The organism is Ensifer sp. R-19 (genome assembly GCF_049905105.1).
Taxonomy (GTDB): Bacteria; Pseudomonadota; Alphaproteobacteria; order Rhizobiales; family Rhizobiaceae; genus Ensifer.
Genome location: NZ_CP184569.1, coordinates 3965050 through 3983386 on the forward strand (window position 1 = coordinate 3965050; position 18337 = coordinate 3983386).

The window sequence follows — 18337 nt, forward strand, 5'->3', positions numbered from 1 at the left end:
TCCATGTCGACCGCGACAGATCTCCTCCCCGCCTCGCGGGGAGGAACCGGAACCCAAACCGGCGGGCGTCGCTTCGGCGCCTTCCGGTTTTTCGGTGGCCAGTCGAAGAGCGGAGGAGAAGGCGTTGCCAAGCGCGTTCAGTTCTCCTCGCCGTTCCTGCCCTACCTCTTCCTCGCGCCACAGCTCGCGATCATCTTCATCTTCTTCTACTGGCCGTCGGTTCAGGCGATCCAGTCGTCCTTCTATCTGGAAGACCCCTTCGGCTTCGGCTCGACCTTCGTCGGCATGACGAACTATACCGACGTGCTGAAATCGGGCGAGTATCTCGGAATCGCCCGCTTCACTGCCGTCTTCACGGCGCTCGTCACCTTCTTCGCGCTGTCGATCGGCTTGCTGCTCGCCGTCAAGGCCGATGGCGTCATCCGCGGCAACGCCGCCTACAAGACGCTGCTCATATGGGTCTATGCCATCGCGCCGCCGGTCGCCGGCCTCATCGGCATGATGTTCTTCGACCAGCATATCGGCCCGATCGTCGAACTCGCCCGCTGGTTCGGCTGGGACATCAAGGTCGGTCTGAATTACTTCGACACCGCCTTTTCCATGGTGGTCGTCTCCGTCTGGAAGCAGATCCCGTATAACTTCATCTTCTTCCTCTCGGGCCTGCAGGGCATCCCGGTCTCGGTGCGCGAGGCGGCGGCGATCGATTGCCGCTCCGGCTTCCGCCGCTTCTGGACGGTGATCCTGCCGCTCTTGGCGCCGACCGCCTTCTTCCTGTTGATCATCAATGTCACCTATGCGCTGTTCGATACCTTCGGCGTCATCGACGTGATGGTGAAGGACAAGGCCGCCAACAACCCGATCACCCTTGTCTACAAGGTCTACATGGACGGTTTCCGCGGCAACGATCTCGGCGGCTCTTCGGCCCAGTCGGTGATCCTGATGCTGATCGTCTTCGTGCTCACCATCTTCCAGTTCCGCTTCATCGAGCGGCGCGTGCACTACAACTGAGGTGAGGCCGATGTATCGCACCAAGATTTTCGATCACATCATCCTGCTCTTCGGCGTCTTCATCATGGTGGCGCCGGTCGTCGTCGCCTTCATGACCTCGACCCATGATGCAGCCGACATTCACCGCAACGGCCTGTCGCTGTCCTGGGGCGGCCATTTCGTCGAGACCTACGAGACGGTTCTCACCCGCCAGGGTGGCTTCACCGGCAAGATCACCGGCTTCAACATGATGCTGAACTCGATGATCCTGGGCTTAGGCTTTGCCGTCGGCAAGATCGTTCTCTCGATGCTCGCGGCCTATGCGCTGGTCTATTTCCGCTTTCCGCTGGCGACCTTCTTCTTCTGGGTGATCTTCACCACGCTGCTCCTGCCGCTCGAAGTGCGCATCCTTCCGTCCTACGAAGTGATGAACACGCTGAAGCTGACCAACACCTACACCGGCCTGATCGTGCCGCTCCTGGCGTCTGCGACGGGCACGTTCTATTTCCGGCAGTTCTTCAAGTCGGTGCCGGACGAGCTTCTGGAGGCGGCGCGCATCGATGGTGCCGGCCCGTTCAAGTTCTTCATCGACGTTCTGGTGCCTTTGTCGCGCACCATGATGGCGGCGATCTTCATCATCATGTTCGTCTACGGCTGGAACCAGTACCTCTGGCCCACATTGATGACCACCGACGAAGGCTTCTTCACCCTGGTTCGCGGCATCAAGCAGATCCTGCTTGTCTGGGTCGGCTCGAACATCCCCGACTACAACGAGGCCTTTGCACTGGCGATCCTCGCCATGCTGCCGCCTGTGATGATCGTCGTGATCTTCCAGCGCTGGTTCATCAAGGGCCTGACCGAAAGCGACAAGTAAGCGGAGTGGAGGCGGGACAACTGTCCCGCCCGCTTCTGAAACGGTACCATTTTAACGGAGGCAGCCATGGCGGCCATTACCATCGCCGAGGTCTCGAAGATCTATCACGGCAATGTCGAGGCGGTGAAATCCGTCTCGATCGATATCGAGGACGGCGAGTTCATCGTGCTGGTCGGCCCGTCCGGCTGCGGCAAGTCCACGCTTTTGCGCATGGTCGCCGGGCTCGAGACGATTTCGAAGGGCACGGTGACGATCGGTTCGCGCGTCATCAACGATGTCGATCCGGCCGAGCGCGACATCGCCATGGTCTTCCAGAACTATGCGCTCTATCCGCACATGACCGTCTACGACAACCTTGCCTACGGCCTGAAGAACCGCAAGACGCCCAAGGCCGAGATCGACGCCCGCGTCGCCGAAGCCGCGCGGATGCTGGAAATCGAGCCCTATCTCGCGCGCAAGCCGCGCGCCCTTTCCGGCGGCCAGCGTCAGCGCGTCGCCATGGGCCGCGCGATCGTGCGCAAGCCGGCGGCCTTCCTGTTCGACGAGCCGCTCTCCAACCTCGACGCCAAGCTGCGCGTCTCGATGCGCGGCGAGATCAAGCGCCTGCAGAAGCGCCTCGGCACGACCTCGCTCTACGTCACCCACGACCAACTCGAAGCGATGACGCTCGCCGACCGACTGGTGGTCTTGAACGGCGGCCGGATCGAGCAGATCGGCCGTCCGCTCGACGTCTACCACCGTCCGGCCTCGACCTTCGTCGCGAGCTTCATCGGCTCGCCGGCGATGAACCTGGTCAAGGGCCAGATCGAGGGCGGCAGCCTGCAGATCGGCCTCTACAGGATCGAGCTTGGCAGCCGCGCCCCGGTCGAAGGCGCCGTCACCGTCGGCCTGCGCGCCGAGGACCTCCGGCTTGCCGGTGTCGGCGAGGATGCGATGCTGTTCCAGGTCGACTATGTCGAGGAGCTGGGTGCTCAGCGGCTCGTGCACGGCACCATCGAGGGCCAACCTCTGACGATAGCGCTCTCTCCGGACATGCCGCTTTCCGGTGATCTCGCCGTGACGATTGCCGTCGACCGCCTGCACTTCTTCTCGCCCGAAACCGGCAAGCGGCTGGAACGGGGCACGTCTTTTGCCGGTGATGCACCGGCGCAGAACCTTCGGCTGGAGACGGCATCGTGATCCATGAAGCCGTTGAGCAGCTTGCCGTTCCATCGCTCGAACTGCGTGCAGGATTTGCTTCGATGCTGCGCACCATTGCGGCCCATGACGCCGCCATGGCCGCGCGACCGGAAATGAACAGCGTCGAGGTTGGCGCCGCGCCGTCCTCGACCGCGCCGCTCGCCTTTCCCTTCACCGTCGCTGCCTGGAACCTGGAGCGCTGCCTGTTCGCACCGGAAAGTGCTGCACATCTCGCAGCAACCAAGGCCCCAGTCGTGCTGCTATCGGAAATGGACAACGGCATGGCCCGCACCGGCCAGCGCCATCCGACCGCCGAAGTCGCTGCTATACTCGGCATGCAATATGCCTATGGCATCGAATTCATTGAGATGGGCCTCGGCTCCGATACCGAGCGCGCGTTCTGCGAGGATGATTTCAACGCCAGGGGCTTTCACGGCAATGCGCTGTTGGCTTCGGTGCCGCTCGGCCGGCCCTTCATGCTGCGCCTCTGGGGCGAGCGTCTCTGGTTCACCGATGCCGAACAGCCGCGCCTTGGCGAGCGTTTCGCGATCGGCGCCGTCATCGAGACCGAGGCGGGCCCCTTCGTCGCCGTCTCCACCCATCTTGAAAGCGCGACGACCGCGGCCTACCGCGAGCGTCAGGTCAGGGAATTGATCGATGCGCTCGACGAAGCCTTTCCGGGCCTGCCGGTGCTGATCGGTGGTGATCTCAACACCGGCAACCATGCTGGCGGCGACTTCGAAGCCGAAGGGCTCTTTGCCATGAGCGCCGCCCGCGGCTTCGCCCGTCACGGCGGAGCACTTGAGGTGATGACGACCCGGCCGAGCCTGATCACCCGTTGGCCGGAGCGGGCGATGAAGCTCGACTGGTTCCTCGCGCGCGGCCTGAAGATCGGCGAAACCAGGATCATTCCCTCGCTCGATGAAACCGGCCGGCCGCTTTCGGATCACGATCTCATCACCTGCGTGGTCGAAGGCTTCGAATAGGCTCAGCTCTCCTTGCTTAAGGCACGCCCGCATTCTACATGTCGAGGACTTTTCCAGTGCGGGAGAGGGCAGCGGTTTTCTCGTCCTCTTCCGTTCTGACGATTTGAAATCGATCACGCTTGGCGTGATCCACAGGGGACGGGAAGATGGCGAAAATCGTCAATGTCGGGGTCCAGATGGACCATGTGTCGGGCATCAACATCGCGGGTGATTCCACCTTCGCCATGAGCCTCGAGGCACAGTCGCGCGGCTACCGCCTCTTCCACTACACGCCCGAAAAACTGTCGCTGCGCGACGGCAAGGTCTATGCGAGCGTGCAGCAGATGACGCTGCGCGACGTCAAGGGCGATCACTTCACGCTGGGCGAAGCCGAACGCGTCGATCTGTCGACCATGGACGTCATCCTGCTCCGCCAGGATCCGCCCTTCGACATGGGCTACATCACCTCGACGCATCTTCTGGAACGCCTGCATCCGAAGACGCTGGTCGTCAACGATCCGGCCTGGGTGCGCAATTCGCCGGAGAAGATCTTCGTCACCGAATTCGCCGACCTGATGCCGAAGACGCTGATCACCCGCGACCCCCAGGAGATCGCCAGCTTCCGCCAGGAGATGGGCGACATCATCTTGAAGCCGCTCTACGGCAATGGCGGCGCCGGTGTCTTCCATTCGACCCGTGACGACCGCAACCTGTCTTCCCTTCTGGAAATGTTCGGCCAGATGTTCCGTGAGCCCTTCATCGCCCAGGAATACCTGCCGGCGGTACGCAAGGGCGACAAACGCATCCTGCTCGTCGATGGTGAGCCGGTCGGCGCCATCAACCGCGTTCCGGCCGAACATGATGCGCGCTCCAACATGCATGCCGGCGGTCGGCCGGAGGCGACCGAGCTTACGGCGCGCGAAAGGGAAATCTGCGCCCGCATCGCTCCGGCGCTGAAAGCCCGCGGCTTCCTCTTCGTCGGCATCGACGTCATCGGCGACTACATGACCGAGATCAACGTCACGTCGCCGACCGGCATTCGCGAAGTCAAGAAGTTTGGCGGCGCCGATGTTGCGAGCCTGCTCTGGGATGCGATCGAGCGCAAGCGCGCCTGATCCGGCGCTTTCGGTAGAACCTGTCTCCGGATGACGGAGATTGCCGCGGGCTTCCGCCCGCGGCTGCGGCGTTGTGCCCTTGCCAACGACTGCGCGTAGGTCTCGCCTCAGATGTTCCGTAATTGTTCTTGTTTTTGTGCGTGAACCGTGCAAGGCTCCGTCTTGCAACCCAAGGCGGTTGCGGCGCCCGTAATGGCGGGCAGCCCGGGCGAGGGAGCAACCATGGTCGCGCGCGTCAGCACGGTCGCATTTCAGGGTATCGAGGGACTGCCGGTTGATGTGCAGGTGATGGTCGCGCCGGGCAAGGTCGGCATGCAGATCGTCGGCCTGCCGGACAAGGCAGTCGCCGAAAGCCGCGAGCGGGTGCAGGCGGCGCTTCATGCTTCCGGCCTGGCGCTGCCGGCCAAGCGCGTCACTGTCAATCTCGCCCCCGCCGACCTTCCCAAGGAAGGCAGCCATTTCGATCTCGCGATCGCGCTCGGCCTGATGGCGGCGCTCGGCGCCATTCCCGGCGATGCGCTCGGACCCTATGTCGTCATCGGCGAACTCAATCTCGATGGTACCATTGCCGCTGTTGCCGGCGCGCTGCCGGCGGCCATCGGCGCCAATGCGCTCGGCAAGGGGCTGATCTGCCCGGCCGAAAGCGGGGCGGAGGCAGCCTGGGCGGGAGCCGAGATCGACATTCTCGCGCCGCGCAGCCTGATTGCGATCGCCAATCATTTCCGCGGCACGCAGGTACTCTCCCGGCCCGAGGCGGCGATCCGCTCGGGTGCTGCCAACCTGCCCGATCTCGCCGACATCAAGGGACAGGAAAGCGCCAAGCGGCGCTCGAAGTGGCGGCCGCTGGCAACCACAATTTGCTGATGGTGGGGCCGCCGGGATCAGGGAAATCGATGCTCGCCGCGCGGCTGCCGTCGATCCTGCCGCCGCTCAATCCGGCCGAGCTGCTCGAAGTGTCGATGATCCACTCGATCGCCGGTCAGTTGCCGGGCGGCAAACTCTCGGATCGGCGGCCGTTCCGTACGCCGCATCACTCTGCAACCATGGCTGCCATGGTCGGTGGCGGCTTGCGCGCCAAGCCCGGCGAGGCCTCGCTCGCCCATCATGGCGTCTTGTTCCTGGACGAGTTTCCGGAATTCACGCCGCAGGTGCTCGACGCACTACGCCAGCCGCTCGAAACCGCAGAATGCATTATCGCCCGCGCCAATCACCGGGTGAGCTATCCCGCCGCCATCCAGCTCGTCGCCGCCATGAACCCCTGCCGCTGCGGCATGGCGGGTGAGCCCGGACGTACCTGCGCCCGCGGCCCGCGCTGCATGACCGATTACCAGGCGCGCATCTCCGGTCCGCTGATGGATCGCATCGATATCCGCATCGACGTTCCGGCCGTCAGCGCCGCCGATCTGTTGAAGCCGGCCGCAGCCGAACGCAGCGAGGTCGTCGCCCGTCGGGTTGCCCGCGCCCGCGCCTTGCAGGTCGACCGCTTCGCCGCCCTCGGCCATCCGGAACTGACCAGCAACGCCCGCTGCTCGACCGCGATGATCGAAAAGATCGCCGAGCCCGATCCATCAGGCCTGCAGCTTCTCCGGGACGCCGCCGAAAAGATGAAGTTCTCCGCCCGCGGCTATCACCGTGTGCTGAAGGTTGCGCGCACACTTGCGGACCTCGACGGCGCGCCGACCGTCGGGCGTATTCATCTGGCCGAAGCGATCTCCTACCGCATTGCCGGCGAGAGGCTGAAGGCGGCGGCGTAGAGGTCCGTTCGAAAGAAAAAGGGCGCCCACGGGCGCCCTTTCCGATCGCAGGAAAGCCATTGGCTTAAGCGCCGAGGCCTTCGAACAGCGCGGTCGACAGATAGCGTTCGGCAAACGACGGGATGATGACGACGATGGTCTTGCCGGCGTTTTCTTCGCGCTGGCCAATCTCGATCGCTGCGGTGAGCGCCGCGCCGGCGGAAATGCCGACCGGCACGCCTTCGAGCCTGGCGACAAGGCGGGCAGCCTCGATCGCTTCGGCGCTGTTGACCGTAACGATCTCGTCATAGATCGAGGTGTCGAGGATCGCCGGCGCAAAGCCCGCGCCGATGCCCTGGATCTTGTGCGGGCCGGGTGCGCCACCGGAAAGCACGGGGGATTCTTCCGGCTCGACCGCGATCACCTTGGTCGAGGGTTTGCGCGCCTTCAGCACCTGGCCGGCGCCGGTGATCGTGCCGCCGGTGCCGATGCCGGACACGAAAATGTCGACAGCACCTTCGGTGTCGTTCCAGATTTCCTCGGCGGTCGTCTTGCGGTGGATTTCCGGGTTGGCCGGATTTTCGAACTGCTGCGGAATGACGGCGTCGGGCAGCGTCTCGACCAGTTCCTGCGCCTTGGCGATCGCGCCCTTCATGCCCTTGGCACCTTCCGTCAGCACCAGCTCGGCGCCGAACAGCGCCAGCATCTTGCGGCGCTCGACCGACATCGTTTCCGGCATGGTGAGGATCAGCTTGTAGCCCTTGGCGGCGGCGACGAAGGCGAGCGCGATGCCGGTGTTGCCCGAAGTCGGCTCGATCAGGGTCGTACGGCCGGGAGTAATCTTGCCCTGGGCTTCCAGGCTCTCGATCATCGCCACGCCGATGCGGTCCTTGACCGAGGCGATCGGGTTGAAGAATTCGAGCTTGGCGAGCAGGTTCGCCTTGACGCCCTTCTCCTTGGCAAGCTTGTCCAGCCGCACGATGGGCGTATCGCCGATCGTCTCCGTGATCGAGGAATAGACGCGGCCGCGGCCGGGCTTGCGTGTGTCGGACATGGGTTTCTCCCTTGGGCGTGAACTGTCACTTATGAGAATAGGAACAATGACTGCTCAATTCCAGAACGACAAACACGCAGCGACGATTCGCCGGAGGAAAAAGCACCAGCGAAGTTGTTGTTCAGGAAAAGTTTTTTCAGCTCGCGCGGACGGCGATATAGGCGGCCGTTCCCGCCAACACGCTGGCTGCGACCCGGTTCAGTGTTCGCAGCGCCTTTGGCTGCTTGAGCAGCAGACGTGCGCGCGCCGCGAGCAGCATATAGGGAACCAGCACCGCCAACAGCACCAGGAAGGTTGCCGTCAGCAAAAGGCCGTAGTCGCGGGGGCCGATGTCAGCGATGTCGATCAGCGTCGGCACCAGCGCCACATAGAACAGCATCGTCTTCGGGTTGCCGAGGGTGACGAGCAGACCTGAGAGGAAGGACATCACCGGACTCGTCGACGGCTTCGCCTTGATATCCTCGGGCAGCAGCCCCGCGGTCCAGAGCTTCCAGGCAATGTAGCCGAGATAGAGGACGCCTGCGAATTTCACCACAAAGAAGACCGTGGTGAAGGTCTGGGCGATCAGCGCCAGCCCGAGCACGACAGCCGTCAGGTAGATCATGTCGCCGAGCACGATGCCGAGACCCATGAAGAAGGTTTCGCGGAAACCGGAGCCGAGCGCACGGGCGACGAGCGCGGTCACGCCGGGACCCGGAATGGCCGCAGCGATGAAGAGTGCGCCGCTATAGGCAATGAGAGCCGCGAGCGTCATGGGCATTCCTTCCGATGGTGATGCCGATTTCTAGCGCAGACGGACAAAAAAGGGAAATCAAGGAACGACGACCGCTGGGCGCCTGACGACAAAATTGATCGGGTGACAAGTCTGGCGTTGTCCGCCGACGCGGGATCGGTAGAGCTTGCAGAAAACGAGCGAAAGGCGCCTCTCCATGCCCGAGTTGAAAGATATGATCGGCTTTGCCCTCCTTGCACTCGGTATGGTGCTGACGCCGGGGCCGAACATGATCTACCTGATCTCGCGTTCGATCAGCCAGGGGCCGGGCGCCGGATTGATCTCGCTCGGCGGCGTGGCGCTCGGTTTCGTCGTCTACATGATTTCGGCCGCACTCGGCATCACCGCGCTGCTTCTCGCCGTTCCCTTTGCCTATGATGCGCTGAGAATTGCCGGCGCCGGTTATCTTCTTTATCTCGCCTGGCAGGCTGTGCGGCCCGGAGGGCGTTCGCCGTTTCAGGTCCGCCATCTGCCGAAGGATGGGCCGAAGAAGCTGTTCGTCATGGGGTTTCTGACGAGCCTGCTCAATCCCAAGGTGGCGGTGCTCTATCTCTCGTTGCTGCCGCAGTTCATCCGGCCGGAACTCGGCAATGTGCTCGGCCAGTCGCTGGTCTTCGGGTCGATTCAGATCATGACCAGCGTTACCGTCAATGCGATGATCGCGCTTGCCGCCAGCGGCATCGCGGCCTTCCTCGCCGGGCGACCGCTGTTCATGGTGGTGCAGCGCTGGGCCATGGGCACCGCGCTTTTCGGCTTTGCGCTGAGCATGGCATCGGAGGCGCGGCGTTAATCCGCGCTTTATCGACCAGGGACTATTCGAAGACCGGCCGCATGAAGCTGCGCTCATAGCTGACGATGCAGCGCGTCTTCTCGGCATAGGCGAAGGCTTCCTGGCATTCCGGATCCGCGGCCATTTCCTGGCGGTAGCTTTCATAGGCCGCAAGGCTCGGAAAGCTGAAGAGCGCGAGCGCGATGTTGTTTGCCCCTTCATGCGGCATGAAATAGCCGTGATGCGTGCCGCCGAGACGGTTGACGAGCGGAATCCAGAGCTTGGCATAGTGCTCGAACTCGGCGGCCTTGTAGGGGTCGATGACGTATTTCAGGTAGCAGGTGATCATGCGGTTCTCCCTTCGCGCTCCCGCTTGATAGAAGAGGGCAGGCGAAGTTTCCAGCCGAGATTCATGCCGGCGGCGGCAATGAGGATGGCGATCGAGCCGAGGATCTGGATCGGTTGCAACTGATGGCCGAAGGCGATGCGATCGACGACGATGGCGGCGATCGGGTAGACGAAGGAGAGCGCGCCGGTCATATGCGTCGGCAGTCGCTGGATCGCGCCATAGAGCAGCACATACATCAGCCCTGTGTGGACGATGCCGACCGTGACCAGGATCGACCATTGCGCGGCACCAGACGGGGCGGGCGCCGCGAGCGCCATCGGCGCCAGCATCAAGGTGCCTGTGATCACCTGGATCAGCGCGATCAGATGCGGCGGCGTACCCTTGAGCAGCTTCGTCGCGATCGCTGCGATCGCGTAGAAGAAGGCCGCGCCGATCGCCAGCGCAACACCCGTCAGATAGCTTTCCGGCGCGAAGCCGTGGCCGGGTTTGGCCGAAATGATCGCCAGCATGCCGGCAAACGAGACCGACAGCCAGAAGATCTTGGTGGCCGTGATCTTCTCGCCGAGGAAGAGCGCACCGAGCCCCAAGAGCATGAAGGGCTGGGTGTTGTAGACCATCGTCGCGATCGAGATCGAGGCGTGGGAATAGGCGGCGAAGAGCAGCAGCCAGTTGACGACGATCGCGACGCCGCCGACGATCGAAAGCAGCAGCATCCGTCGGCTGAAGTGGCGGCGATCGAACAGACCGAGAAACCAGGCAATGCCGACGAGTGTCACGGCGCCGAAGACACAGCGCCAGAAGACGACGCTCGTCACCGGCTGCCCCGACTTCAGCACGAACCAGCCGATGGTTCCGGAAATCAGCATCGCGGCTGTCATCTCGATGCTGCCGCGTTTGAGTTCGGTATTCATGTTCGCCGCTCCATGTTGGTGATCGGAGAATAGCCGGTGCTTGCAGCCTTTCCCATGGATTAACGAAGGCAATTGTGTTATATTGCCTAATTATCGAAGTTCTGTTCGTTACTATGACTTATGGTGCCGTGATGCTGGACGAGATTGACCGACGGATCCTAGACATTCTGGCAGCCAATGCCCGGGTATCGCTGAAGGAGCTGGCGCAGGAGGCAGGCCTTTCCTCGCCGAGTGCTGCGGATCGTCTGCGCAAGCTGGAAGAGCGCGGCGTTCTCGATGGCTTCACCATCGCCCTCAATCCCCAGAAGGTCGGCTATCCCCTGCAGGCGGTCATCCGCGTGCGGCCGATGCCGGGCATGCTGCACATCGTTGAGCGGCTGATCCAGGACACGCCCGAAATCGTAGAATGCGACAAGGTCACCGGCGACGATTGCTTCATCGCCAAGCTCTTCGTGCGCGACATGGCGCAACTCGACACGATCCTCGACCGGATCGCCGAGAAGGCGCAGACCAACACTTCGATCGTCAAGTCGTCGCCGGTCAAGCGCCGCTTGCCGCCGTTAATTTAAGAGAGCAATTCCAGGAAAAGTGTGAAGCGGTTTTCCGTCCGGAATTGCGTAGATTAAACCCCGGTCGAGCCGAAGCCGCCGGCGCCGCGCGTCGTCTCGCTGGCATTGTCGCTCTCGCGAACGGTGACCTGCGTGACCGGCGCGATCACCATCTGGGCAATGCGCATGCCGCGCTCGATGAGGAAGTCTTCGTCACCGAGATTGATGAGCAGCACCTTCACCTCGCCGCGATAGTCGCTGTCGATGGTGCCGGGGGTGTTGAGGCAGGTGATGCCGTGCTTGAAGGCAAGGCCCGAGCGCGGGCGGATCTGCGCTTCATAGCCCACGGGGACCTCGAAGATGAAGCCGGTCGGAACGAGGGCGCGTTTGCCCGGGGTGAGCATGAGCGGCCGATCGCCGGGAACGGCTGCGCGCAAATCCATGCCGGCGGCGCCTGCCGTCTCATAGGCGGGCAGCTCGAGGCCTTCGCCATGCGGCAGGCGAACGAGGTTGAGGGTCGGGCGGGAAACGGAGGGGTGCGTGCTCATGACCGCATAAGCCGGGCGGCGGGCGCCTGGGTCAATTGCATAATCGGGGCCGAGCCTGTAAAGGACGCGGCAACTCACAGGATTCTACGACATGGCTGAAACTCTCGCCGAGGCGGTCTCCCGCCGCCGCACATTTGCGATTATCGCCCACCCGGACGCCGGTAAGACCACTCTCACCGAAAAGCTGCTGCTGTTCGGCGGCGCCATCCAGCTCGCCGGCGAGGTCAAGGCCAAGAAGGATCGCATCCAGACCCGTTCGGACTGGATGAAGATCGAGCGCGAGCGCGGCATCTCGGTCGTCACCTCGGTGATGACCTTCGAATATGGCGGCAACGTCTTCAACATTCTCGACACACCCGGTCACGAAGACTTCGCTGACGACACCTACCGCACGCTGACGGCGGTCGATGCCGCTGTCATGGTCATCGACGCCGCCAAGGGTATCGAGCCGCGCACGCTGAAGCTCTTCGAAGTCTGCCGCATGCGCGACATCCCGATCATCACCTTCGTCAACAAGATGGACCGCGAAAGCCGCGATCCCTTCGAGATCCTGGACGAGGTCGAGGAAAAGCTGGCGCTCGACTGCGCGCCGGTGACCTGGCCGATCGGCCGCTCGAAGACCTTCTGCGGCTCCTACAATCTCGCCCACGACACCGTGCGCGGCTCCGACACGCAGGAAATCCCGACCAAGGTCAACGGTCCGGAAATGGCTTCCCACCGGCTGCCTGAGAACGAGCGCGACGCCTTCACCGACGAGCTGACGCTGGCGATCGAGGCCTGCAAGCCCTTCGACAAGAAGGCTTTCCTCGAAGGCCACCTGACGCCGGTCTTCTTCGGTTCGGCGCTGCGCAACTTCGGTGTGCGCGATCTCATCAACGCGCTCGGCGACATCGCGCCGCCGCCGCGTGACCAGGTGGCCGATATCCGCACGGTGCACGCCACCGACGACAAGATGACGGCCTTCGTCTTCAAGATCCAGGCCAACATGGACCCGAACCATCGCGACCGCATCGCCTTTGCCCGCGTCTGCTCCGGCAAGCTGGAGCGGGGCATGAAGGCGCGGCTGTCGCGCACGGGCAAGCAGCTGGGCCTCAGTGCCCCGCAGTTCTTCTTCGCGTCGCAGCGCCAGCTCGCCGACACCGCCTATGCCGGCGACGTCGTCGGTATCCCCAACCACGGCACGCTCCGGATCGGCGACACGCTGACCGAGGGCGAGTCGCTGGTGTTCCAGGGCGTGCCGAACTTTTCGCCGGAAATCCTGCGCCGCGTGCGTCTGGAAGATGCAATGAAGGCCAAGAAGCTGAAGGAAGCGCTGCAGCAGATGGCGGAAGAGGGCGTCGTGCAGCTCTTCTCGCCCGAAGATGGCTCGCCGGCAATCGTCGGCGTCGTCGGCGCGCTGCAGCTCGACGTGTTGAAGGAGCGCCTCAGCGCCGAATACGGCCTGCCGGTTTCCTTCGAAATGTCGCGCTTCTCGGTCTGCCGCTGGATCTCGGCTGATCAGCCTGCCGAACTCGACAAGTTCGTCACGGCACGCCGCGGCGACATCGCCCGCGACCTCGATGGCGACCCGGTGTTCCTGGCGCAGGACAGCTTCTCGCTGCGCTACGAGGCGGAGCGCTATCCGGCGATCAAGATGGTCGCGATCAAGGAATATCACGTCGCCAAGGCGGCCTGATTGCTTCAGTCCGGCCGGCGCCTGAGGCGTCGGCCGGCATCCGGCATCTGTGGTGTCGGAACGACTTCCCTAAATCGAAAAATCGAAACGCGGTGACGAGCAATCCAGCATGGCCATGCTCGGGCGAGTGCTCCAAGCTGCAGAGATCGCTTCCGAAAGCGCAGTCATCAAACGCGCGACGTCCTCTCGCGCCGTTTCGTGCATGGCTTCGGCAACGATCAGCGCATGCGCCGTCTGCGGCCGGATCGCCGAATGGCCGCTCTGCCGGTTGGTCCAGCGCCGGGCATGGGCCCGTCCTTCGGCATCCGCGAAGATCACTTCGCCGGGTTCCGGGTTTTCCGTTTCGTCTGCGAAGGTCAGATAGGTCTCGTTGCCGACCGCGCGGCGGACGTGCAGAAAATCGCTGACGTTCGAAAGGTCGAAGACCGCGATGGGAATCGCGGAGGCGAGCGAGGCGGCGTTGCACAGATCGATCAGCGGATGGATCGCCGGCAGGCTGCCTTCTTTCCGGAAGCGCCGGAGCAGCGCCTCGGAGGCGGAGCGATACTGTGTCGGCTTCAGCCCCATCCTGGCAAAGGTTCGGCGCCATGCCTGGATTTCCGGCAGATCGCTTTCCGATCCGGCGCCGAGGCGGTCCTCTGCGATCGCCTGGAAGCGGCGAACATGGTCCTCGACCGAAACTTCGCTGCGTACGTTGTCGATGAAGAGTGCGCCGACGTTGAGCTCCGGGAAGTCGCGCCAGATATCGTCTGCGTGTTGGAAGTGCATGGAGGCCCTCGGATTAGATGCGTTCATTCTGGCTCAAGCCTTCCCTGCCTGAAAGGCGCGCGCTGTCCTTCGGCTGGCGCGGATCTGGGGCACGGTCAGGCCAAGTACGGCGGCGAGCACGCAGCCGATCCCAAGCAACTGGTGAGTGCCGACCGGCTCGCCGAGCAGAAGAAAGGCAAAGAGCACGGCGGAGACGGGCGCCAGCGCCGTGAAAACGGAAGCCTCGGTACCGCTCACCCGTGCGGAGCCGGCATACCAGAGCACGAAGCCGACCACCGTCGGAATGAGCGCATAGTAGAGAACCGCAACGATCGCGCCCTTGTCGATCTGTGCGGCCGAAGGTGCCTCGAAGAGCGCGGGGATGAGAGCGACGGCGAGGCCGATACCGGCCATCAGTGTCGAAAGGGCAAGCGGCGAGATCTCGGCCCTGACGCGCCTGTTGATGAGGATGAACAGGCCCTCGCAGATGACGGCGCCAAAGATGAGCACGATGCCGAGCGGGGAGTGCGCGGCGCCTTCGCCGGGCTTGAAGACGATGGTCAGCACGCCGACAGCGGCGAGCGCGATCGCCGCAAGCATCCGGCGGTCGGGGCGCTCGCCGAGAAGCAGGATGGCGATTGCGGCGGAAACGATCGGCAGGGTCCCGATCACCACGCCTGCGTCGGTTGCGGACGTCAGGCTGAGACCGGCGATCAGCAGGGTGGTGTAGCCGACGCTACCGGCACCCGCCTGGGCGATGAGGATCAGCCAGTCGCGCCACCCGAGTTTCGGCCAGGGCGTCTTGGTCAGTCGCATCAAGAGCAGGAACAGCGGGAAGGCGATGGCGAAGCGCAGAGCTGTCGCGGTGAAGGGCGCAAGCCCGGCGGCAATGATCTTGCTGGCGATCACCGTGCTGCCGACGAGGATCATCGCCAGCGACAGATAGAGATAGCCCTGAAATTTTTCCGACATGTCCGTTCTCCGTTGCAGTGCCGCGCTGTCGATGCGCAGGTTGAGCAATGCGCCGGAGGGGGAGACGGGTCTTGAACGGAATTGCGGGTGTTACTTCCTGGCCTCGGCATAGATGCCGGGCGAGAGGCCGTATTTGCTGACGAAGACGCGCGTCATGTGGCTCTGGTCGGCAAAGCCGGCCGCGAATGCGGCCTCTGCCAGCGGTGTGCCTGCGCCGATCAGTCGGCGGGCGAGATCGATGCGGCGCTGGACGATATAGGCATGCGGCGTCAGGCCGACCGCTTTCGCGAAGTTGCGCACCAGCTGGAAGCGGCTGAGCCTCGCCTCGGCGGCGAGGTCGGTAAGCGTGATCGTCGCCGTCGGATCGTCGTCGATCATCGTTTTTGCAGCGGTGACGGTTGCCGGCCTTTCGTGATGCTGGGGTTTCCCGGTGCCAAGAACGTTCGCAAGCAGCAGCAGAAGCTGCTCCTCGCGCCGGATCGTCTCATCCTCTGCTTCGGGACCGGTGATCGCCGTGAACAGTGCCCGGAACTGGTTTGCCGCTTCGGCGTCCTTAAAGCCGGTGAGGCAAATTCTCCAGCGTCCGAGCGGCCCTGGCTGATATCCGCGGCGGCGGTGGCAATGACGGAAGGATCGAAATAGAGCATGCGCCAGGAACGGCCGGCGTCACCGATCGGTGCGCCGTCGTGCACCTCGCCGGGGTTGACGGTGATCATGTCGCCGGCGCCGGCCTCGACCATGCCGCGGCCGCTGAGCGATTTCTGGGCGCCCTGGTAGATGAGGCCGATGCCGAACTGGTCGTGGGTATGGCGGGCGAAGGAATGGCGCGTTTCCGCCTCCACCGCGTCAATGCCCGCGGTAGCGCTGCGCAGCATCCTGAACTGACCCTTTGCCATCCGCGCGCCGCTCCTTTTGCTACGACGTCTTTTACATCGTCCGACCGCATCCCGCTATCGTCCTCAACCTCGCCCAATCGATTGGCGTTTCGCCTAAATTTTATGCATCTAATACAAATGTCAAAACATTAGGCAAATCCTGTTGCGAAAAATGCTGCGCTGCATCATGATCGAGCGATGACGCACCGGGACCTCACCATTCTCGTGATTGACGAGAACGCCATCCGCGCCTCGATCATCGAGGAAGGCTTGCATGAGGCCGGTCATCGCAAGGTCACAGTCATTCACGAGGTCCAGGGCGTCGCGCGCACCATCGACACGCTCAGGCCCGATGTCATCGTCATCGATATCGAAAACCCCAACCGCGACATGATGGAGCATCTGTTCCAGCTCACCCGCACCGTCGGGCGGCCGATCGCCATGTTCGTCGACCGCTCCGATACGGCGTCGATAGAGGCGGCGGTGGAGGCGGGCGTCTCCGCCTATGTGGTCGACGGGCTGAAGAAGGAACGCGTCAAACCGATCCTCGACATGGCCGTCAGCCGCTTCAACGCCTTCAGCCGGCTGCAGCGCGAGCTCGCCGACGCGAAATCGGCGCTGGAAGAGCGAAAGGTGATCGAGCGCGCCAAGGGCATCCTGATGAAGATGCGCGGACTTTCGGAAGACGAGGCCTTCGCGCTGCTGCGCCAGACGGCGATGAACGAAAAGAAGAAGATGTCGGAGATCGCGCAGAGCGTGGTCACGGCCGCGGGCCTGCTGATGTGAGAGCGCGGTTTCCGATGCTGTCGGAAGGAGACACCGGAGTGAACATCATGACGACCATCGACAATTCGCGACCCGGCGCGGCGGTGGGCGACGGGCTGCCGGCGCCGGTGAGACTGGGCGGCGAGGGGGCACGGACGATCCGAGCCGGCTTCATTCCGCTGGTCGATGCCGCCGTGCTGATCGTGGCGGCGGAACTCGGCTTCGCTCGCAAGGAGGGGCTGACGCTCGATCTCGTCAAGGATGTCTCCTGGGCCAATGTACGCGACCGCCTCGCCTTTCGTCAGTTCGATATCGCCCATATGCTCTCGCCGATGCCGGTCGCCGCCATGCTCGGCCTCGGCTCCAATCCTTCGCCGACGATCGCCCCTTTCTCGCTCGGGCGTGGCGGCAATGCGATCACGCTTTCCAACCGGCTCTTCGCCCGCATGCAGGAGGAAGGCGCCCTTGGCGAAGTAGAGGATGCGCTCGCCCATGCGCGTGCGCTCGCCGCGGTGCTTGCCCGCATGCGCCAAAGCGGCGAGGCGGCGCCAAGGCTCGGCGTCACCTATCCCTTCTCCTCGCACAATTACGAGGTCCGCTACTGGCTTGCCGCAGGCGGCATCGATCCGGACCGCGACGTCAAGCTTGTGGTGGTACCGCCGCCGTTAACCTCGGATGCCCTTGCCGCCGGCGCCATCGATGGTTTCTGCGTCGGCGCGCCCTGGAACATGGTGGCCTCCGAGCGTGGGCTCGGGCGCATCGTCGCCGCCAAGCAGGACATTTGGCCATTGGCGCCGGAAAAGGTGATCGGCATGCGGCCGGAGTGGGCGGACAGCAATGCCGAGACCGTATCGCGCCTGCTCGTGGCGCTCGACCAGGCGGCGCGCTGGTGTGATGAGCCGGACAATCGCGGCACGCTTGCCGAACTGCTTGCCGCCCCCCGTTACATCGGTGCCCCGGTCGAAATCATCCGCCGGGTTCTCGCCGGAGAGTTCGCCATCGATGCGGCCGGCAACAGGCGAGTGATCGACGACTACTTCGTTTTTCATCGCGACCACGCCAACTACCCTCGTCCCGTCCAGGCACTGTGGATCTACAGCCAGATGGCGCGCTGGGGGCAAGTGCGGCTATCGCCCGAGATGCAGGCGCTGGCGGCTGCCGCCTATCGCCCCGACCTCTATCGCCAGGCGCTCGGCGGGGCCGCCGCTCCCGCCGCTCCCGCTATTCGTGTCGAAGGCGAGAGGCCGGGCGAACGCTTCATGGATGGGCACGTTTTCGATCCCGCAGATATCGGGGCCTATGTTCGCACTTTCCCCGTTCGCGCTTTGGCGGAGAGCGTTTCGGTCGAGCAGGAGGGTTGAGGATGGCGCACCATGTTTGTGCAGAATCCCGATGCGGAATGTGTGCACCGCACAATAATTCAGCAGAGTCTACAATAGGCGCATTTATGGGCGCCGCATCTGCATCCGGAAATTACGATTTGAATTCAAACCACTAAG

The 18337-nt window shown here is 63.5% G+C and carries 17 protein-coding genes and 2 pseudogenes; 11 read left to right on the top strand and 8 right to left on the bottom strand.

The window, feature by feature from the left end; genetic code table 11:
- The first annotated feature begins 3 nt into the window (after window positions 1–3).
- From ACN9MO_RS19160 to ACN9MO_RS19185, 6 genes and pseudogenes are all read left to right on the top strand, one after another.
- Window positions 4–1008, top strand: coding sequence for an ABC transporter permease subunit (locus ACN9MO_RS19160; protein ID WP_244495502.1), 1005 nt, complete (start codon window positions 4–6; stop codon window positions 1006–1008).
- A gap of 10 nt (window positions 1009–1018) precedes the next feature.
- Window positions 1019–1861 (top strand): sn-glycerol-3-phosphate ABC transporter permease UgpE, encoded by an 843-nt coding sequence (gene ugpE, locus ACN9MO_RS19165; protein WP_058324600.1) that lies wholly within the window; start codon window positions 1019–1021, stop codon window positions 1859–1861.
- A 66-nt stretch (window positions 1862–1927) separates the two neighbouring features.
- Window positions 1928–3040, top strand: coding sequence for a sn-glycerol-3-phosphate import ATP-binding protein UgpC (locus ACN9MO_RS19170; protein WP_110877861.1), 1113 nt, complete (start codon window positions 1928–1930; stop codon window positions 3038–3040).
- Window positions 3037–4026, top strand: a complete 990-nt coding sequence (locus tag ACN9MO_RS19175; protein ID WP_058324602.1) for an endonuclease/exonuclease/phosphatase family protein — start codon at window positions 3037–3039, stop codon at window positions 4024–4026. Before ACN9MO_RS19170 ends, ACN9MO_RS19175 begins: the two co-directional genes overlap by 4 nt.
- A 146-nt stretch (window positions 4027–4172) precedes the next feature.
- A complete protein-coding gene (gshB, locus tag ACN9MO_RS19180; RefSeq protein WP_057247935.1) occupies window positions 4173–5120 on the top strand; it encodes a glutathione synthase in 948 nt (315 codons plus the stop codon).
- A 222-nt stretch (window positions 5121–5342) separates the two neighbouring features.
- Window positions 5343–6874, top strand: a pseudogene (locus ACN9MO_RS19185) (YifB family Mg chelatase-like AAA ATPase).
- A gap of 64 nt (window positions 6875–6938) precedes the next feature.
- Here ACN9MO_RS19185 and cysK read toward each other — a convergent pair.
- Window positions 6939–7907, bottom strand: coding sequence for a cysteine synthase A (gene cysK / locus ACN9MO_RS19190; protein WP_113132006.1), 969 nt, complete (start codon window positions 7905–7907; stop codon window positions 6939–6941).
- Between the two features lie 136 nt (window positions 7908–8043).
- A complete protein-coding gene (locus ACN9MO_RS19195) occupies window positions 8044–8661 on the bottom strand; it encodes a LysE family translocator (protein WP_065372163.1) in 618 nt (205 codons plus the stop codon).
- Between the two features lie 175 nt (window positions 8662–8836).
- Here ACN9MO_RS19195 and ACN9MO_RS19200 point away from each other — a divergent pair, with 175 nt between their 5' ends.
- Window positions 8837–9469, top strand: coding sequence for a LysE family translocator (locus ACN9MO_RS19200; protein WP_057247939.1), 633 nt, complete (start codon window positions 8837–8839; stop codon window positions 9467–9469).
- A 22-nt stretch (window positions 9470–9491) separates the two neighbouring features.
- Here ACN9MO_RS19200 and ACN9MO_RS19205 read toward each other — a convergent pair whose 3' ends face one another.
- Window positions 9492–9797: an NIPSNAP family protein gene (locus ACN9MO_RS19205; RefSeq protein WP_057247940.1), complete on the bottom strand. Its 306-nt coding sequence runs from the start codon at window positions 9795–9797 to the stop codon at window positions 9492–9494.
- Window positions 9794–10708 carry a DMT family transporter gene (locus ACN9MO_RS19210; RefSeq protein WP_057247941.1) on the bottom strand — a complete coding sequence of 305 codons (915 nt, stop codon included), beginning with the start codon at window positions 10706–10708 and terminating at the stop codon, window positions 9794–9796. The genes ACN9MO_RS19205 and ACN9MO_RS19210 overlap by 4 nt, the downstream gene beginning before the upstream one ends.
- Window positions 10709–10839: 131 nt before the next feature.
- Here ACN9MO_RS19210 and ACN9MO_RS19215 point away from each other — a divergent pair, with 131 nt between their 5' ends.
- Window positions 10840–11277 (top strand): Lrp/AsnC family transcriptional regulator, encoded by a 438-nt coding sequence (locus ACN9MO_RS19215; protein WP_057248242.1) that lies wholly within the window; start codon window positions 10840–10842, stop codon window positions 11275–11277.
- Between the two features lie 53 nt (window positions 11278–11330).
- Here ACN9MO_RS19215 and dut read toward each other — a convergent pair whose 3' ends face one another.
- Complete coding sequence (gene dut, locus ACN9MO_RS19220; protein ID WP_058324609.1) at window positions 11331–11804, bottom strand: dUTP diphosphatase; 474 nt, start codon at window positions 11802–11804, stop codon at window positions 11331–11333.
- Window positions 11805–11895: 91 nt separating this feature from the next.
- Between dut and ACN9MO_RS19225 the strand changes: the two genes are divergently transcribed.
- On the top strand, window positions 11896–13479 hold the full coding sequence (locus ACN9MO_RS19225; RefSeq protein ID WP_058324610.1) for a peptide chain release factor 3: 1584 nt from the start codon (window positions 11896–11898) through the stop codon (window positions 13477–13479).
- A 69-nt stretch (window positions 13480–13548) separates the two neighbouring features.
- Here ACN9MO_RS19225 and ACN9MO_RS19230 read toward each other — a convergent pair whose 3' ends face one another.
- From ACN9MO_RS19230 to ACN9MO_RS19240, 3 genes and pseudogenes are all read right to left on the bottom strand, one after another.
- The gene (locus tag ACN9MO_RS19230; RefSeq protein WP_058324611.1) at window positions 13549–14247 is read right to left on the bottom strand and encodes a B3/B4 domain-containing protein; all 699 of its coding nucleotides are present in this window, start codon (window positions 14245–14247) and stop codon (window positions 13549–13551) included.
- 33 nt (window positions 14248–14280) lie between these two features.
- Complete coding sequence (locus tag ACN9MO_RS19235; RefSeq protein ID WP_113132007.1) at window positions 14281–15198, bottom strand: DMT family transporter; 918 nt, start codon at window positions 15196–15198, stop codon at window positions 14281–14283.
- A 90-nt stretch (window positions 15199–15288) separates the two neighbouring features.
- Window positions 15289–16094 (bottom strand): annotated as a pseudogene (locus ACN9MO_RS19240) (AraC family transcriptional regulator).
- A 177-nt stretch (window positions 16095–16271) separates the two neighbouring features.
- On the opposite strand from ACN9MO_RS19240, the gene ACN9MO_RS19245 reads away from it, so the two are divergent.
- Window positions 16272–16859, top strand: coding sequence for an ANTAR domain-containing response regulator (locus ACN9MO_RS19245; RefSeq protein WP_058324614.1), 588 nt, complete (start codon window positions 16272–16274; stop codon window positions 16857–16859).
- Between the two features lie 38 nt (window positions 16860–16897).
- Window positions 16898–18199 carry a CmpA/NrtA family ABC transporter substrate-binding protein gene (locus tag ACN9MO_RS19250; RefSeq protein WP_425986052.1) on the top strand — a complete coding sequence of 434 codons (1302 nt, stop codon included), beginning with the start codon at window positions 16898–16900 and terminating at the stop codon, window positions 18197–18199.
- The last annotated feature ends 138 nt before the right edge of the window (window positions 18200–18337 follow it).

Bases quoted from the DNA above. Each gene is read 5' to 3' on its own strand.
- ACN9MO_RS19160 (WP_244495502.1), top strand. From the start codon at position 4: ATGTCGACCGCGACAGATCTCCTCCCCGCCTCGCGGGGAGGAACCGGA.
- ugpE (WP_058324600.1), top strand. From the start codon at position 1,019: ATGTATCGCACCAAGATTTTCGATCACATCATCCTGCTCTTCGGCGTC.
- ACN9MO_RS19170 (WP_110877861.1), top strand. From the start codon at position 1,928: ATGGCGGCCATTACCATCGCCGAGGTCTCGAAGATCTATCACGGCAAT.
- gshB (WP_057247935.1), top strand. From the start codon at position 4,173: ATGGCGAAAATCGTCAATGTCGGGGTCCAGATGGACCATGTGTCGGGC.
- cysK (WP_113132006.1), bottom strand. From the start codon at position 7,907: ATGTCCGACACACGCAAGCCCGGCCGCGGCCGCGTCTATTCCTCGATC.
- ACN9MO_RS19195 (WP_065372163.1), bottom strand. From the start codon at position 8,661: ATGACGCTCGCGGCTCTCATTGCCTATAGCGGCGCACTCTTCATCGCT.
- ACN9MO_RS19200 (WP_057247939.1), top strand. From the start codon at position 8,837: ATGCCCGAGTTGAAAGATATGATCGGCTTTGCCCTCCTTGCACTCGGT.
- ACN9MO_RS19205 (WP_057247940.1), bottom strand. From the start codon at position 9,797: ATGATCACCTGCTACCTGAAATACGTCATCGACCCCTACAAGGCCGCC.
- ACN9MO_RS19210 (WP_057247941.1), bottom strand. From the start codon at position 10,708: ATGAATACCGAACTCAAACGCGGCAGCATCGAGATGACAGCCGCGATG.
- ACN9MO_RS19215 (WP_057248242.1), top strand. From the start codon at position 10,840: ATGCTGGACGAGATTGACCGACGGATCCTAGACATTCTGGCAGCCAAT.
- dut (WP_058324609.1), bottom strand. From the start codon at position 11,804: ATGAGCACGCACCCCTCCGTTTCCCGCCCGACCCTCAACCTCGTTCGC.
- ACN9MO_RS19225 (WP_058324610.1), top strand. From the start codon at position 11,896: ATGGCTGAAACTCTCGCCGAGGCGGTCTCCCGCCGCCGCACATTTGCG.
- ACN9MO_RS19230 (WP_058324611.1), bottom strand. From the start codon at position 14,247: ATGCACTTCCAACACGCAGACGATATCTGGCGCGACTTCCCGGAGCTC.
- ACN9MO_RS19235 (WP_113132007.1), bottom strand. From the start codon at position 15,198: ATGTCGGAAAAATTTCAGGGCTATCTCTATCTGTCGCTGGCGATGATC.
- ACN9MO_RS19245 (WP_058324614.1), top strand. From the start codon at position 16,272: ATGACGCACCGGGACCTCACCATTCTCGTGATTGACGAGAACGCCATC.